At 67.8% G+C, this 13,718-nt stretch carries 18 protein-coding genes and 2 pseudogenes; 12 read left to right on the forward strand and 8 right to left on the reverse strand.

Features of this window, described 5'->3' with window-relative positions:
* Positions 1-3: 3 nt before the first annotated feature.
* Entirely contained in the window at positions 4-144 is a 141-nt protein-coding gene (locus tag AB0O15_RS42805; protein ID WP_364332111.1) for a hypothetical protein, read from the forward strand.
* Between the two features lie 327 nt (positions 145-471).
* Here AB0O15_RS42805 and AB0O15_RS42810 read toward each other — a convergent pair whose 3' ends face one another.
* Positions 472-1,356, reverse strand: coding sequence for a LysR family transcriptional regulator (locus tag AB0O15_RS42810; protein WP_364332114.1), 885 nt, complete (start codon positions 1,354-1,356; stop codon positions 472-474).
* Between the two features lie 121 nt (positions 1,357-1,477).
* Between AB0O15_RS42810 and AB0O15_RS42815 the strand changes: the two genes are divergently transcribed.
* From AB0O15_RS42815 to AB0O15_RS42830, 4 genes are all read left to right on the forward strand, one after another.
* On the forward strand, positions 1,478-2,476 hold the full coding sequence (locus tag AB0O15_RS42815) for an NADP-dependent oxidoreductase (protein WP_364332117.1): 999 nt from the start codon (positions 1,478-1,480) through the stop codon (positions 2,474-2,476).
* Positions 2,473-2,895, forward strand: coding sequence for a nuclear transport factor 2 family protein (locus AB0O15_RS42820; protein ID WP_364332120.1), 423 nt, complete (start codon positions 2,473-2,475; stop codon positions 2,893-2,895). Before AB0O15_RS42815 ends, AB0O15_RS42820 begins: the two co-directional genes overlap by 4 nt.
* 197 nt (positions 2,896-3,092) lie before the next feature.
* Positions 3,093-3,599: a hypothetical protein gene (locus AB0O15_RS42825; RefSeq protein WP_364332123.1), complete on the forward strand. Its 507-nt coding sequence runs from the start codon at positions 3,093-3,095 to the stop codon at positions 3,597-3,599.
* On the forward strand, positions 3,596-4,417 hold the full coding sequence (locus tag AB0O15_RS42830) for an SDR family oxidoreductase (protein ID WP_364332126.1): 822 nt from the start codon (positions 3,596-3,598) through the stop codon (positions 4,415-4,417). The genes AB0O15_RS42825 and AB0O15_RS42830 overlap by 4 nt, the downstream gene beginning before the upstream one ends.
* Positions 4,418-4,753: 336 nt before the next feature.
* Here the strand turns inward: AB0O15_RS42830 and AB0O15_RS42835 are convergent, their stop codons facing one another.
* The gene (locus AB0O15_RS42835) at positions 4,754-4,939 is read right to left on the reverse strand and encodes a hypothetical protein (RefSeq protein WP_364332129.1); all 186 of its coding nucleotides are present in this window, start codon (positions 4,937-4,939) and stop codon (positions 4,754-4,756) included.
* 720 nt (positions 4,940-5,659) lie between these two features.
* Between AB0O15_RS42835 and AB0O15_RS42840 the strand changes: the two genes are divergently transcribed.
* The 3 genes and pseudogenes from AB0O15_RS42840 to AB0O15_RS42850 all read left to right on the forward strand — a co-directional run bounded on the left by AB0O15_RS42840 (position 5,660) and on the right by AB0O15_RS42850 (position 7,073).
* On the forward strand, positions 5,660-6,469 hold the full coding sequence (locus tag AB0O15_RS42840; protein WP_364332283.1) for a hypothetical protein: 810 nt from the start codon (positions 5,660-5,662) through the stop codon (positions 6,467-6,469).
* Positions 6,458-6,771: pseudogene (locus tag AB0O15_RS42845) on the forward strand (transposase); the annotation flags it as partial. The gene AB0O15_RS42840 and the pseudogene AB0O15_RS42845, both read left to right, overlap by 12 nt.
* 32 nt (positions 6,772-6,803) lie before the next feature.
* Positions 6,804-7,073 (forward strand): integrase core domain-containing protein, encoded by a 270-nt coding sequence (locus AB0O15_RS42850; protein WP_364332132.1) that lies wholly within the window; start codon positions 6,804-6,806, stop codon positions 7,071-7,073.
* A gap of 363 nt (positions 7,074-7,436) precedes the next feature.
* Here AB0O15_RS42850 and AB0O15_RS42855 read toward each other — a convergent pair whose 3' ends face one another.
* From AB0O15_RS42855 to AB0O15_RS42870, 4 genes are all read right to left on the reverse strand, one after another.
* Positions 7,437-7,769: a hypothetical protein gene (locus tag AB0O15_RS42855; RefSeq protein ID WP_364332134.1), complete on the reverse strand. Its 333-nt coding sequence runs from the start codon at positions 7,767-7,769 to the stop codon at positions 7,437-7,439.
* Between the two features lie 524 nt (positions 7,770-8,293).
* Positions 8,294-8,860 carry a hypothetical protein gene (locus AB0O15_RS42860; protein WP_364332137.1) on the reverse strand — a complete coding sequence of 189 codons (567 nt, stop codon included), beginning with the start codon at positions 8,858-8,860 and terminating at the stop codon, positions 8,294-8,296.
* A gap of 761 nt (positions 8,861-9,621) precedes the next feature.
* On the reverse strand, positions 9,622-9,951 hold the full coding sequence (locus tag AB0O15_RS42865; RefSeq protein WP_364332140.1) for a S8 family serine peptidase: 330 nt from the start codon (positions 9,949-9,951) through the stop codon (positions 9,622-9,624).
* Positions 9,948-10,454 carry a S8 family serine peptidase gene (locus AB0O15_RS42870; protein WP_364332143.1) on the reverse strand — a complete coding sequence of 169 codons (507 nt, stop codon included), beginning with the start codon at positions 10,452-10,454 and terminating at the stop codon, positions 9,948-9,950. The genes AB0O15_RS42865 and AB0O15_RS42870 overlap by 4 nt, the downstream gene beginning before the upstream one ends.
* Here AB0O15_RS42870 and AB0O15_RS42875 point away from each other — a divergent pair.
* The 4 genes and pseudogenes from AB0O15_RS42875 to AB0O15_RS42890 all read left to right on the forward strand — a co-directional run bounded on the left by AB0O15_RS42875 (position 10,422) and on the right by AB0O15_RS42890 (position 12,281).
* Positions 10,422-10,706: a hypothetical protein gene (locus AB0O15_RS42875; protein WP_364332145.1), complete on the forward strand. Its 285-nt coding sequence runs from the start codon at positions 10,422-10,424 to the stop codon at positions 10,704-10,706. The genes AB0O15_RS42870 and AB0O15_RS42875 overlap by 33 nt on opposite strands.
* Before the next feature lie 214 nt (positions 10,707-10,920).
* Positions 10,921-10,989 (forward strand): annotated as a pseudogene (locus tag AB0O15_RS42880) (hypothetical protein); the annotation flags it as partial.
* A gap of 160 nt (positions 10,990-11,149) precedes the next feature.
* Positions 11,150-11,626 (forward strand): aldo/keto reductase, encoded by a 477-nt coding sequence (locus AB0O15_RS42885; protein ID WP_364332147.1) that lies wholly within the window; start codon positions 11,150-11,152, stop codon positions 11,624-11,626.
* A 43-nt stretch (positions 11,627-11,669) separates the two neighbouring features.
* A complete protein-coding gene (locus tag AB0O15_RS42890; RefSeq protein ID WP_364332149.1) occupies positions 11,670-12,281 on the forward strand; it encodes an aldo/keto reductase in 612 nt (203 codons plus the stop codon).
* Here the strand turns inward: AB0O15_RS42890 and AB0O15_RS42895 are convergent.
* Positions 12,276-12,440, reverse strand: coding sequence for a hypothetical protein (locus AB0O15_RS42895; protein ID WP_364332152.1), 165 nt, complete (start codon positions 12,438-12,440; stop codon positions 12,276-12,278). The two genes, AB0O15_RS42890 and AB0O15_RS42895, sit on opposite strands and share 6 nt — an antisense overlap.
* A 26-nt stretch (positions 12,441-12,466) precedes the next feature.
* A complete protein-coding gene (locus AB0O15_RS42900) occupies positions 12,467-13,558 on the reverse strand; it encodes a hypothetical protein (protein WP_364332155.1) in 1,092 nt (363 codons plus the stop codon).
* Between the last annotated feature and the right edge of the window lie 160 nt (positions 13,559-13,718).

Consider the following 13,718-nt stretch of genomic DNA (forward strand, 5'->3'; position numbering starts at 1 on the left):
GCCGTGAACGCCGTCAGCACCACGCCGGACGCGATCCGGGACATGTTCAAGCAGTATGCAGGCTTGGGTGTGGACGAGATCATTCTCTCGACGGGCACCGATGACATGGACGACATCACCCGGCTGGCCAAGATCGTTCTCTGAGCCGGCACTCGCCTCATCGTCATCCGGCGCGGGGCGGCCGACAGCCGGGCGCGATCATCTTCGGTGCCCAGTCTCGCCACGCCCACCCAGGCTGTGATCACGGTCGGACCCCGCCCGGCGCAACGGTCGCTCCATCCCGTCGGGACCGGCCTCACACTCCACACCTCGAAGCGGGAGACCGCGGACAGGGCTCACGGAGGACACGAGATGCAGGTTGAGGCCCTCAGGGGAAGCGACACGGCCACCATGTCACGAAGCCACGTGCGGCGACGCATTCACGTTAGCTTCTACCGCGTAGCAACAACGAGCCGTGGATGCAGTTCAGAGTTATGCCGGTGAGGCTGCCGGGGTGGTCAGGACGGCCTTGGCCGCCAGCCGGAAGCTCCTGATCATCGGATTCGGGTCGCCCTTGCGGCTGACCACGACGACACGGCTGGGGGGAGCGCCTTCGATCGGGACGGTGACCAGGTCGGGACGCAGTGAGCTGCGCAGATCGCCGACTGGTAGCACGGCGACCGCCCGGCCGCTCGCGACCAGTTCCAGCTTGTCCTCGTAGCTCTCCATCGGTGGCACACCGGACCCGAGGAGCTGGTAGGAGGTCCAGTCCCCGGTCTCGAAAGCGCAGGGAACCGCCTTTTCGCCGGCCAGTTCCTCCGAGGTCACCGACGCGCGGTCAGCCAAGGAATGACCGCGCGGCACCACGAGCATCCGGGGTTCCTCGTACAGCGCGGTGGTGAGCACCTTGTCGGCGGCGAGCGGCAGCGGGGCCCGCCCGATCAGGGCGTCGACGCGCTTGTCGGACAGCGCTGCCACGTCGCGGCAGCTCAGGTGCCGGGGGGTGATCTCGGCTTGCGGGTGGCGGCGGCGCAATTCCCGGACCGCGGCGGTGATCACGAGGTCTTCGACGTAGCCGACGGTGATCCGTTCGGTCTCGGCCTGGTCGCGTACGGCCAGTTCGGCCTGCCGGGCGGCCCGCAGCAGGGCTTGGGCCCGGGGGAGGAACGCCTGGCCGGCCGGAGTGAGCCGGGTGCCCTGGGGTACGCGGTCCAGCAGTCGTGCGCCGAGTTGTTTCTCGAGCCGTTGGATCTGGCGGCTCAGCGCAGGCTGGGCGACGTGCAGGTCGGCGGCGGCCCGGCCGAAGTTCTGGTGCTCCGCGACCACGGTGAAGTAGCGCACCAGCCGCAGTTCCAGGTCCTGTCCGAGATCGTTCACCCGGCTGAGTGTACGCGTCATGTCTTTTCGGAATGACCGGGTCACGGAACCGGTCTTGGACGGCCAGGCCGTTCCGGCCTTGACTGAGGGAGCAACGTTTCCCCGAGAAAGCACAGGCGTGATGAAGGCGATTCAGTTCCACGAGGCCGGCGGGCCGGAAGTCTTGCGGTACGACGAGGTGCCGGTGCCCGAGATCGGACCGGGAGAGGTCCTCGTCCGGGTGTACGCGGCGGGCATCAACCCGCCGGACTGGTACCTGCGGGAGGGGCTGAAGGTCATGCCGGCCGAGATGCGGCCGCCGCTGGAGTTCCCGTTGACTCCCGGAACGGACATGTCGGGCGTGGTCCAGGCGGTCGCTGCGGACGTGACGGAGTTCGCCGTCGGTGACGAGGTCTTCGGCATGCTGAGGTTCCCCGGGTTCGACGGCCGGACGTACGCCGAGTATGTGGCCGCGCCGGCGTCGGACCTGGCCCGCAAGCCGGCCGGCATCGACCACGTACAGGCGGCCGGGGCTCCGATGGCCGTGCTCACGGCCTGGCAGTACCTGATTGATCTCGGCCACGACGTGCCGTCTCCGTTCACCGGTCAGGTGCATCAGCCGGTGCCGATCACACCGGGGATGACCGTGCTGGTCAACGGGGCCGCCGGCGGAGTGGGCCACTTCGCGGTGCAGCTGGCGAAGTGGAAGGGAGCGCGCGTGGTCGCGGTGGCCTCGGGCCGCCACGAGCAGTTCCTGCGCAAGCTCGGCGCCGACGAGTTCATCGACTACACCACGACGCGGGCCGCGGACGTGGTCAGCGATGTCGACCTCGTGATCGACACGGTCGGTGGCCCGGACAGCTCACTCTTCCTGACCGTGCTCAAGCGTGGCGGCACCATGCTTCCGGTGTTCTTCGCCCAGTACGACCCGGAAGAGACGGCGCGTCTGGGCATCTCGGTCTCCAACATCCAGGTGCGTTCTGACGGCAGCCAACTCGCCGAGATCGGGCGCCTGTTCGACGAGGGCAAGCTCCAGGTCGGGGTGGACAGCACGTATCCGTTGTCCGAGGCCGGCAACGCGCACACGCGAGCCGCGCGGGGCCACATCCAGGGCAAGATCGTGCTGACGGTGGTCTCGTGATCGCCGAACTGCAGCACGCGGTGGCGACCTACGCTCACGCCCTGGACGAGCTGAACGTGCCCGCGCTGGAGGCGATTCTGACCCAGGACACCACCTGGACCTTCACGGTGCCCGGACAGGGAGTGCTCGGCCCTGTCGCCGGACGCACGGCGGTGCTCAGCTTCGTCCGTGACGGGCACGCGGCCCAGACCGGAAGGGTGCGGCACCACCTGAGCAATGTCGTGGTAATGGCAGCGGGCGCCAGCAGCGCTCAGGTGCGGGCCTACCTACTGCAGACGAGGAACACCGGCGAGAACGTGCAGGTGATCTCGACCGGCGTCTACACGTTCGGACTGCGGCGGTCCGACAGCGGATGGCAGATCGCCGAACTCACCCTGGCGTTGGACAACCCCCTCTCGGGAGGCGTCGGCGGCCCGTGACCATCACGGCGTACGCGCTGGCCTTCGGGGAGCCATGGCAGGTGGGGCACGGCCAGCAGCGGAACCGCGATCCCCGCGGCCAAGGGCCACCAGCGCGCGTCCCGGTTCATGTCCGCCGCCGAGGAGCCTCTGCTCGGCTAGTTGCGTCGGGTCCATCGGCGTATACCTGTGGACCAAGAGTAAGAAGGTACATGAATATGAGCCCCATTGAGTTGGCTCGCCCGCCGGTAGCTATAACCCGGATGCTCAGTCCCGTCGTGTTGGCAATGCTGCGCTCACCCTTCGGAGGGCCTGCGCGACGTTCCATGATGGCGCTACGTTTCACCGGCCGCAAATCGGGACGCCGGTTCGACATTCCAGTCAGCGCGCACCATAGCAACGGCACGCTACTGGCCTTGACCGCCGCAACATGGCGAGTCAATTTCCGCGGCGGACATGACGTCGAGGTCACCTATGACGGCCGGACCACGCCCATGCGAGGAGAACTCGTCGAGGCGATACCAGTCGTGGCTGACTTCTACCAGCAGCAAATCCAGAAGATCGGTATCAAGCAGGCACCGCGACAACTCGCGCTCAAAATCAACGTGCCACGAATGCCGACTGCCGAAGAATTAGCGGAAATCGTGGTACGTGAACGCTTGTCGATCCTTTGGCTGAAACCACGCGACACAAGCTACGCACCGTCATCTCGGAGGGATTCGTGAGCAAGGTCTGGTTCATCACCGGCACGTCCCGCGGCCTCGGCCGCTCGTTTGCCGAGTCGGCACTCGCCCGCGGCGACAAGGTCGCCGCGACGGCCCGCGACACGGCCACGCTCGAGGACCTCGCCGCCAAGTATGGCGACAACCTCCTGCCTCTGGCCCTCGACATCACCGACAAAACGGCGGTCTCCGCCGCGGTCGCCGCCACGCACGAGCGGTTCGGACGGCTCGACGTCGTGGTCAATAACGCCGGGTACGGCCTGTTCGGCGCCGTTGAGGAGATCAGCGAGCAGCAGATGCGCGACCAGCTCGAGACGAACCTGTTCGGCGTCTTCTTCGTCACCCAGACGGTCCTGCCGCTCCTGCGCGCGCAGGGCTCCGGCCACATCATCCAGGTCTCCACGATCGGTGGTATCGGCGCGTTCCCGTACCTGGGCGGCTACCACGCCTCGAAGTGGGCGCTCGAAGGGCTTTCCGAGTCCCTGTCCCAGGAGGTCGCCGGGTTCGGAATCAAGGTCACCCTGGTCGAGCCGGGCGGTTTCAGCACCGACTGGGCCGGCTCGTCCGCGGTGCTCGCCGAGCAAAACCCTATCTACCAGCCGATCCGCGACGCCATGGTCGCCCGCCGCAGCGGCGCGCAGCTTGGCGACCCGACCGCCGCCGGCCCCGCGCTGCTGGAGATCGTCGACGCGGAGAACCCTCCGCTGCGGGTACTGTTCGGCTCCCAGCCCACCGAGGTCGTCAAGCACCTCTACGCCCAGCGCCTTCAGACCTGGGCCGACTGGGAACACGTCGCGCACGCCGCGCAGGGCAAGGCTTGACCAGCCGGGTCAATACCCGGCGCTGACCCCGATGCCGGGTAATCAAGCGCGGCGATGGTTCCTCAAGTGGGCGTGTTGGTGGTGGAGTAGGCAGCGGGACTCCGCGGGTTGCCGGTTGCGGATCCGAGTGAGGCCGCGTTGTCCCAGGCTCGCCAGCGCCTTGGCCCGCAACCGTTGCGGGCGCTCCCCGTCCACCCGGCTTATGTCGAGGTCGTCTGGCGTGTGCCGGGCCACCAGCAGGTTCACGTCCAATTCGGAGGCAGCCACGACCGTCTTCGCCGCCACCGGCCACCGACGATGGCCTGAGGCTGGACGGCTCTCCCGGCTGCGGGTAACTCACCCTCGGCGGCTCTCGTCCGTTTGGGTGCCCGCGCTATCGTGCGCCGACATGGATGCCGACACCGTCAGCGCCATCGGTTCGATCGCCAGCGCCACCATCGCGATCTTCGCCGCGGTCATCGCCTTCTTCGCCTGGCGAACCGCCGTCCACTCCGGCCGGACCGCGAAGACGCTCACCCGCATCGAGCAGACCCGGCTGCGCGGCGACCTGCGACCTACGACCCCAATTCGACATCACTATCGATTGGGTCAAAGCGCAGGAGCCGATCATGCTCATCCGCGCCACCTTGGCCGGCCCCAGCCAGGTGACACGCGTCGAGCAGGCCCGCCTCGTCATGCGGCCGATCACGTTGCCGAAGAGGACGAGCGGAAGACTCGACTGGACGACCCCCCGTCGAGGTCTACCCGTACGACTTCGGGCCCCTGCCCGGTAACCATGCACACGCCACCAGCACCCGCGCCCAGCAACTACAACTCGGCCACACCCTCAACGGCTGGGTCGCCAAATCAAACCTCGACGAAGACCAGATCGTGGCCAGCCTCGGCGAACTACACGTCGAGTTCGCCATCGAATGCACAGTGCCCGGCTTCGAACCATGGCTCATCCCCGCACGAGCCAGCATCCCGACGCGGACAACTCCACAACAGACCTAGAGCGCCCGTGAATCTTGGCTATCTGAACGTGGGTTTCCTGCCGGCCTGGCGGTTCCGTACCGTGCACGAGCGGACCGTCACCGGCGACCCGCTGACGAACGTCGGGAACCGGCCGGGGGGATGGCGCTGGCCTGCGAACGGCTCGCCCCGGCCCGGCCGGTCTGCGACCGGCCGGCGATCACCGCGACGGCTGGGCCGCACGGACGTTCTCGCTGTGCTACGAGTAGATCTGGCGCAAAGGAGGACGTGATGCGACGTCCGTGGGATCCGGTGCCGTGGCGCGAGTACCCGGTCGAGGCGCGGCCGGTGCTCGGGGTGCGGTACTGCACGGTCGCCTCGGTGGTGCAGTACCTGAGCGACAGGTACGAGTTCGGCTACCTGCTCTGGTCGGATGAGGCGTTCACCCCCGAGGTCGTGGCCAGGGAGATGACCGGGCTCGGGTTCACGGTGACCGGGGTATCGATGTCGAGAGTCGCGGACCAGCCGTGGGACGTCACCATCACCGGTGGGCCCCCGCACCGGCCCCGGCAGTCCTACATCGGCCGGTTCTGGGGCGGCGACTGCGCCTCGGTCACCTGGATCGGCCTATGGGGGCGACACGCCGGCTGGGTCGTGTTCAACAAACCCGGTGAAGGCGTGGTCAACACGTACCTACCTCCTTCGCCCGCATACCTCAGGCTTCATCACGCGAGTTGTCCTACCATCAGTCGTCTCCAGCCGGGCGCGACGACCTTTACCGGAGGGCAGTACAGCAAGATCTGTGGTGAACGGGCCGAGCTGGAGGACGAGGGCCCAGCGGCTCGGAGGAACAGCACAGCCTTGCACCCACTACCTTTGACGGCCGGCGGCGAACAGTCCATCCGCGGCAGAACAGTGCACCCCCTTCGAACGCTGGCAGCTACGCTTGTGATTGCCATCCAATTGATCAACAAGCGCTCAGCTTGTTGTTTAACCCGTGGGGGTCGGTGGTGGCCCCTGGTTGATCATGGGAACAGCCCTTGGTCGATGATCTTCTTGTCTAGGGAAGAACATCAATACCAAGGGCTGTCTGTTGAATAGTGGACGTGGATCGTGATCGCCGCCTACACCCAGCTGCGTCTCGCACGCCACCTCGCCCAGGACTTGCGCCGGCCGTGGGAACGTCCCGCACTCGCAGGTCGGCTCACCCCGGCCCGGGTGCGGCGCGGGTTTCGGAACCTGCGCGCCAAGACCGCACGACCGGCCAGTGCACCGAAACCCACCACACCCAGCCCTGGACGCCCACCGGGTCACGAAACCGCCGACCCGCCACCCGCCACGACGTCGGCAAAACCACCAAACGGGCACTCAGCATCGAAGAACACCAGAGGCGCCCAGGTTAAAGAACAAGCTCAGCGGCGTCCGGATGCCGCGCATGAACTCGATCATGGAGCGGTGGATCCAAGCCTGCCGCCACGAACTGCTCGACCGGACGTTGATCTGGAACCAAGCGCATTTGCTGCACGCCCTGGACGAGTACGAACGGCACCACAACCGTCACCGTCCTCACCGGGGCATGGCGAATGCCCGGCCCTTCCATGCGCTGTCGGAGCCGATCACCGATCCCGCCACGATCACGCCTCTGCTCATCCGCCGACGCGATCGGCTCGGCGGACTTCTCCACGAATATGAACATGCCGCCTGAACAGCAAGGATGGAATTCTCGGCACCCACAGGGTCGGGCAGGCCGATCCGGCTGCCCCCGGCCAGCCGACGATGACCGGCGTGGTGTCTAGCACCTGGATCAAAAGGACTCCGGGCCGTACGGGCTCAACAGTCCGTATGCCTACTACCTGGCGGACCATGTGCCGGGCGATACGCTCGTGTCCGGCCGGTACCAGCGCGCAGCACCACGGCAAAAGCGGCCAAGGCGACCAGCGATCCGCCGGCGAGCTGAGCTCCACGCCGACAGCGCCGGGCTCGACGACCGCGATCCAGGTCGGCGTACGCCTGCTCCAGCGTTGGGGCGGTCAGCCGACCGGCCAGCTCCCGCAGCGCCTCCCTGACATCATCGTTCACCGCACTGCACCCCACAGCGCGGTGCGAAGCGCCTCCCTACCGTATCCGCCGCCGCGGTCGCGCTGCTCCCAGTGGGGCGGCTCGGCCATTGACCTTTGGTCGCGCCACGACCGGCGGCGCTCGTCGATGAGCGAGTTGAACAGAACCCGCAGCACGCCTTCGCGACTTCGAAGCGGCGGAAGGCACTCCAGCCGACGTAGAACTTTGCCGGCCTCGACTGAGCCAGGTCCTCGGTGTCGGCCGCCAGCAGCGTCGCGGTGTGCGAGGGGCCGGCCCGCCGAGCCAGCACGAAGTCGTGGAGCCGCCCGTCGTGCTGGCGCATTCGCTTTCCTTGCACTGTCACACATCTATGACGGCCCTCGCGTCATTGAGGTTGCACCGAGTAGCGCAGGCGATTCGGCGGTCTGCGCGCGGTTTCGAGAGATCCGTGCCCGGGTCTACGGCATCGTCCTAATCGGCGCGGTATTGGACGGGCGCCGCCCTTTCCATGACCGGGACCCCGCCGCGTCGCTGCCGCGGCGCATCGAGATCCCCGACGGGCGGCCGGTCGCCGACACCGCACGGGCCGGCCGTAGCGGTAGTGCAACGGGGACAGGCCCCGGGGATCGCCCGGTGCGGCTGGCGCCGCTCGACGTGCTAAGGCCGGGGCTGCTCGGCCTACGCGGCGTACCACGGCTGGCCGGTCGTGGTGCCGGTGACCGCGACGGTCGCCGGTGTGGCCGGTGTGGTGCTGGCGGGGCCCTTCGCCGGGGCCGTACCCATCGATCCGCGCGTCCCGGCTGACGCTGACGGAGACGCTGGCCACGGTGTGCCCGCGGCAGCCTGACAGCCGCCGCGATTCCCGGGTCACTTGCGTCGCGCGGCGACCTCGCGTTCGCACTTCGGCTGCACATCCATTCCGTTAGTGATGGACTCGCGGTCGTTCTCATCGCCGCCGAGCGAGACGTAGATGCCGTCGTCGCCGACCTCGGCGTACTGGATGCCCTTCTCTTTCAAGCATTTCACCACGTCACGCGCGAAGTCCTTGGCCTCCGGGTTCGAGGGGTCCTTCTCCCACGGCGGCAGCGGGTTGTAGAGCGGGCCGCAGATCTTGTCCGCCGCCACCAGCTTCGTCATATCCGCCCCCGTCCACGGATTGCCGGGTTTCGCGTCCTGCTTAGGTTTGGCCCCGTGCTCCCGGACGCAGGCAAGGTACGGCTGCATCATCACCTCGAACTCCTCGGGTGTGGTGTCCAGCCGCTCGCGGGGCCGCTCCGGCGCCGCCGTCGACGCGGCCGGGCTACTGCCCGAGCTGGCCAACGTCGCGACCTTCGGCGCCTCCTTCACGGGCTCCGCCTTCGAGCACGCCGAGCCGACAATCATGGCCGCGGCCATCGCGACGACGACGTGCAGGTACCTGCGTGTGTGTGCCATTCTCTCTCCTTCTGACAGGAAATCCTCCGCATGCAGCATCGCGATCTCATGTATGGAACCTGTCAGATCCGCGGCGCAGTTTACACAATCGTCGGTCTGGTAAGAGTGTGGTTGACCACTCGCATGTCATCGGCGCGGGACACCGGGGTGGCACCGGAACCGCGAGAAAGCAGGCCTGGTTGTCCTTCCAATCGACGACGCCGACATGATCACCCCGCCACGAGGGATTGCGGCGACGGCCTTGTCTGGGCCACCGGCGAGCCCACCCATGCGACACCGCACCTACTCTGGACTGCTGGCCCGTCGGCGACGGTGGCGGCCAGGTGAGCGCCGGCCTCGGCCAGCTTGGTGCGGAGCTCACTACTGTGCGCGGTCGACAGTGAAATCGGTCATCGCGACTACCGGACCGTCGGCGCCGCGCAGAACTTTGCTTTCCCGATGACATGGCCTGGCTCGGCGCCGCACCGCTTGATGATCATTTCGAGTCGCGGACGTCACCTTCGCGGAGATCTCGACCGCGGTGTACATCTGTTGAGCCCTTTGTCGGCCAGCAGGTCTGTTGGTGGTTCACGAAGCATCGGCTGGAGCCGTGGGGACCAAACTCCTCGCCATGGTCATTCATGTGGCAGAAGTCCCACCATCGCGGGTACCCGTCGCCAGCGCGCCAGACAGCAGTTCACGGTCGTTGCCGCCGCCGGCCCCATCGCGCAGGAGCCGCCGGATCCGGGAGACCAGCAGGGCGGCGGCGAGCGCTACCAAAGTCACGCCGACGGCACGGCGGACCGGTTGCTGGGCACGCCTTGGGCCAGATGCTGCTTGTCCCCGTTTCCGGTGCCGCCACCGGCCTCCTCGGGCAGCACCTTCGTGACCGCGGCAGCCAGATTGATCATGCCGTAGCCGAAGCGGCCATCCGACGGCTGAGAGTCGCTGAGCTTGTCCGACGTCATTTGGATGCGGTGCACGATCTGTTCCGGAGTCGGCTCCGGGTACGCCGTCCGAGCCAGCCCGGCCGCGCCGGCGGCCAGGGCGACCGCGTACTGGGTGCCGGTGCCCGCGACCGAGCTGACCCCGGAGATGCCTAGGCTGTTCACGTTGATGCCGGGCGCAACCACGTCGATGGCGCCGCTTCGATAGTCGGCGGCCCGTTGGTTGTCGTTGCCGACCTCGCCACGCGTAGCACACCAGCACCGATCGCGGCCTGCGGATCGACCGCCTCGGAGCCGAGCGGCGCACTGGCCACGACGACGACGCCCTTGTCGACCGCCGCCGCGATCGCCTGGGCCACGGCCGGCTTACCGGGGTCGACGAATCTGCCGAGCGCGATCACCGTGGCGCCCGCCTTGGCCGCCGCCTCGACTGCTGCGGCGCCGTCGGCCGGCTGCACCTTCGAGTCGTTTCCGGCGACCCGAACCGGCAGCACGATGGCCTCCGGTGCGATCCCTTTGACGTTGCCGTCCACGCCCGGCTGAGCAACGATAAGGCTGGCCATGGCGGTGCCCGAACCCAGGCAGTCGGCGTCGCCGCGACCGCTGCCGCCGATCATGTCCACGCCTTGGCCCACGTGGCCGCTGAGCGCCGCCAGGCTGCCGTCCACGCCGGAGTCGACGACCGCGATTATCTGCCCTTCCCGCGGCTCTGTGGCCAGGCCTTGTCCGCGGCCAGCCGCAGGCTCGCCCAGTCGGAGCGGCTGCTCGACGCGCCCGCGCACTTGCCCGGTCTCGGCTTCGGGGCGGGCTTCGGCGGGATGCTCGGCACCTTGGCGGCCTGGGCGATCTGCTCCGGCGGTACGGTCGGCCGGGGCGGTGTCTGGTTCGTCACCGGCGGCTGCGGTCTGCCTGCCGACTGAAGCTCGCTCGGCGTCTGCGGTTTGCTCGCCGGCTGCGGCTGGGCCGCCGGGGCCACGCCCACCGCAGCGCCGCGGCCCAGGCCGGGGTCGCGCTGTCGGTCCGGGCCGCCGGGGAACCTCGAGCTGCAGGCCGATCCCGTACGCCTGCGCCAGATGGTCGGCAGCCTCCGTCTCCAACGCCATCCGCTACACGCCGTCTGGCGGCGCCGTGACGGTGACCGCGGCGGCCGACGGGAACGGCCTCACGATCTCGGTCGCGGACACCGGCGTCAGCATCGCGGCCGACGACCTCCCCCGCATCTTCGACCGGTTCTGGCGCGTGGACAGCTCCCGTACCCCGCGTCACGGACGGCAGCGGGTTCGGCCTCCCGATCGCCCGCAAGCTGGCAGAAGCACACGGCGGCACGATCACTGCGGCCAGCCGGCCCGGCGCGGGAACGACGATGACGATCTGGCTGCCCACGGCGCCGGTGAAACTTCCCTGCTTCCTCCTCCGCCTGACCGCTCGAAGCTCCTCGGGGCGCGATCAGGCGCTCGCCGTGCCGAACTGCACCAACACCTCGACGACCGCGACGGGCGAGTCACTCAACCGTGCGTTACCGCCGGCTTACAGTCATGAGTCTGCGTACGCACGCGGTGGGGAGTCAGGGCCTGATCACGTCGATCGAAGGTCTGGGCACGATGGGGATGACCGCCATGTACGGCACCCGGACGACCGCGAATCGATGGCGACCGTGCAACGCGCGATCGAGCTGGGCGTGACGATGTTCGACACCGCCGACATGTACGGCCCGCACACCGGCGAGCACCTTCTGGGCCGGGCCGTGGCGGGCCGGCGCGACCAGGTGGTGATCGCCACCAAGTTCGGCGGTCTTACCCCTGGACGAGGCCGGCCGTATCGTCGGCGGCCCAAATGGTAAGCCCGAATACGTCCGCGCCTCGGTCGAGGGGTCGCTGCGCCGCTTGGATACCGATTACATCGACTTGTACTACCAGCACCGGGCTGACCCGACGGTGCCGGTCGCCGAGACGTTCGGTGTGCTCGGCGAGCTGGTCGCCGAGGGCAAGGTGCGCTACCTGGGCATCAGCGAAGCCTCCCCGGGGCACAGGGCATGGGTCCTGGCCCAGGGCGACCACATCACCGCCATCCCCGGCACCAAACGCCGCACGTATCTGGCGCAGAGCGTTGCCGCAACCGCCATCGAACTCAGCCCGGCTGCCGTGGCCGAACTCAGCGCCGCCGTCCCCGTCCGCGCGGCAGCGGGCGAGCGCTACACACCGCTGGCAATGGCCGCCATCCAGGAGTACCACCGTCCAACCCGCCCAGCGAACCGCGAAAATTCGATGTCATCACGAGTGACTCCACCACGCCTGGCCGCGCCGTGCCTCAAAGGCCCGAGTCACGGCGTGGCGGCGACCGGAAAGGTCGTGATTGTCGGTGAGGATGCACAGGACAGGCCGTCGTTCACCACCAGTCACAGTCACTCAGGCTGGCACCCCAGCTTCACTCCCGGTCCGGTTCTGCGTTGGTATTGGCTGGTCAGAGACAGCCCGGAGCTGGACGAACTCCTATGAGTGGTACAAGACATTGTCCAGCCAGTCGAAGAGGACCTCGTTGCGGTGCTGAGGTGCTTGCACTGCGTCGTGGTCTCCGGCGCCGTCCGCGGTCGAGAAGGTAACCAGCTTCTTCGGCGCGTCGAGCACGTCGAGAAGCCGCTGGGTCTGGTCGGGCACGAGCTGGTCGTTCTCATAACGGGTGACTAGTACCGGGCATCGCACGCGCGAGGCCACATCGGCGCATTGGAACCGTTGCAGCGTTTCACGCAGCGCCCATACGTCCATTGGCGGCCGACCGGCAAGAGCGTCCGCGTGAAAACCGCGACCGAACAGCTCGGCGCGCTTGGCGAGCGTGAACCGTTGCGCCGCCGACAGGTGGGGTACCACCTGTTCCCGCCACAGCGTGTTGACCTCGTCCGACCGGCGCCGGGCATGAAGACGCCACCGATCTGGGGCTCCCAGATATCCCACACATCCACGATGCCCGGGTCCATGCAGACCGCAGCGAGCCGATGCTCGAACGCGGCCGCACGAGTGACTGACTCCCCGCACAGGCTCCAACCGACCAGAGCAATCCGGTCACGATCCACTTCGCGACGTCGATGTAGCCAGTCCACCATCGGACTGATGAAGTGTTCCCAGTCATAACGCAGCGGCAGATCCCGCTCGAACAGCATCGACCCCTGCCCGGGCCCCTCGACGATCAGGGCGTGATAGCCGCGTTCCAGCGCTGCTGCGGCACCGAACGCATATAGCTCGACGCTCTGTCCGTCGCTGCCATTATTGAGGATGACCGTGGGCCGCGGCCGCACCGACCGGTCGGCTCTCAAAAGGTAGCCGGGAACCGTACCGCCCTCATACTCGATGGCCACCCGCTCGATCGGTGGGTCGAATAGGGCAGCCGCGCTTTCCCAGCATCGCCTCATCTGGGCGAACACGGTAGACTCCGCGGACGGATCGGCGGTGCCGAGCACAAACGTCAGCGCGGCTGAGCCGTAACTCGCGGCCCGCAGATAGCCGGCGCGGGCCGAGACGACGTGTCCTGATCGCTGCCGTAGAGCGGCCGCCTTCGCGGTACGCGCGGATAACGCCCGGAATTCGTCGACGAAAGTCTGATATCCGGCCCCGGCGGCGTTGATCCGGTCTACCGCAGCCAGCACTTCACCGACCTCAGCACCTCCATAGCCGCAGAGTCCGAGGAGCAACTGGATCTGGAAATTCAGGTCGTCGGCGGCGAAGAAGCGAACGCCGTTGCCCGCGGTTGCCGGGCTGGTTGCGGCGGAGGCGGCGGCCATCGCCGGCGTGCCCGGTCCGATCAGCGCGGTCGCGGAGGCAGCCGTTATGGCTGACAGTAGGTCACGGCGCCCGACGGGTACCGACACTCCATGGTGCCCAAACATACGCTCGGCTTTCTCGCGGAGAGGTTGTCCGTCCAAGGCTGGCAGGAGCCGGCCG

Source organism: Actinoplanes sp. NPDC089786 (assembly GCF_040684855.1).
In the GTDB taxonomy this organism is placed as follows: Bacteria; Actinomycetota; Actinomycetes; order Mycobacteriales; family Micromonosporaceae; genus Actinoplanes.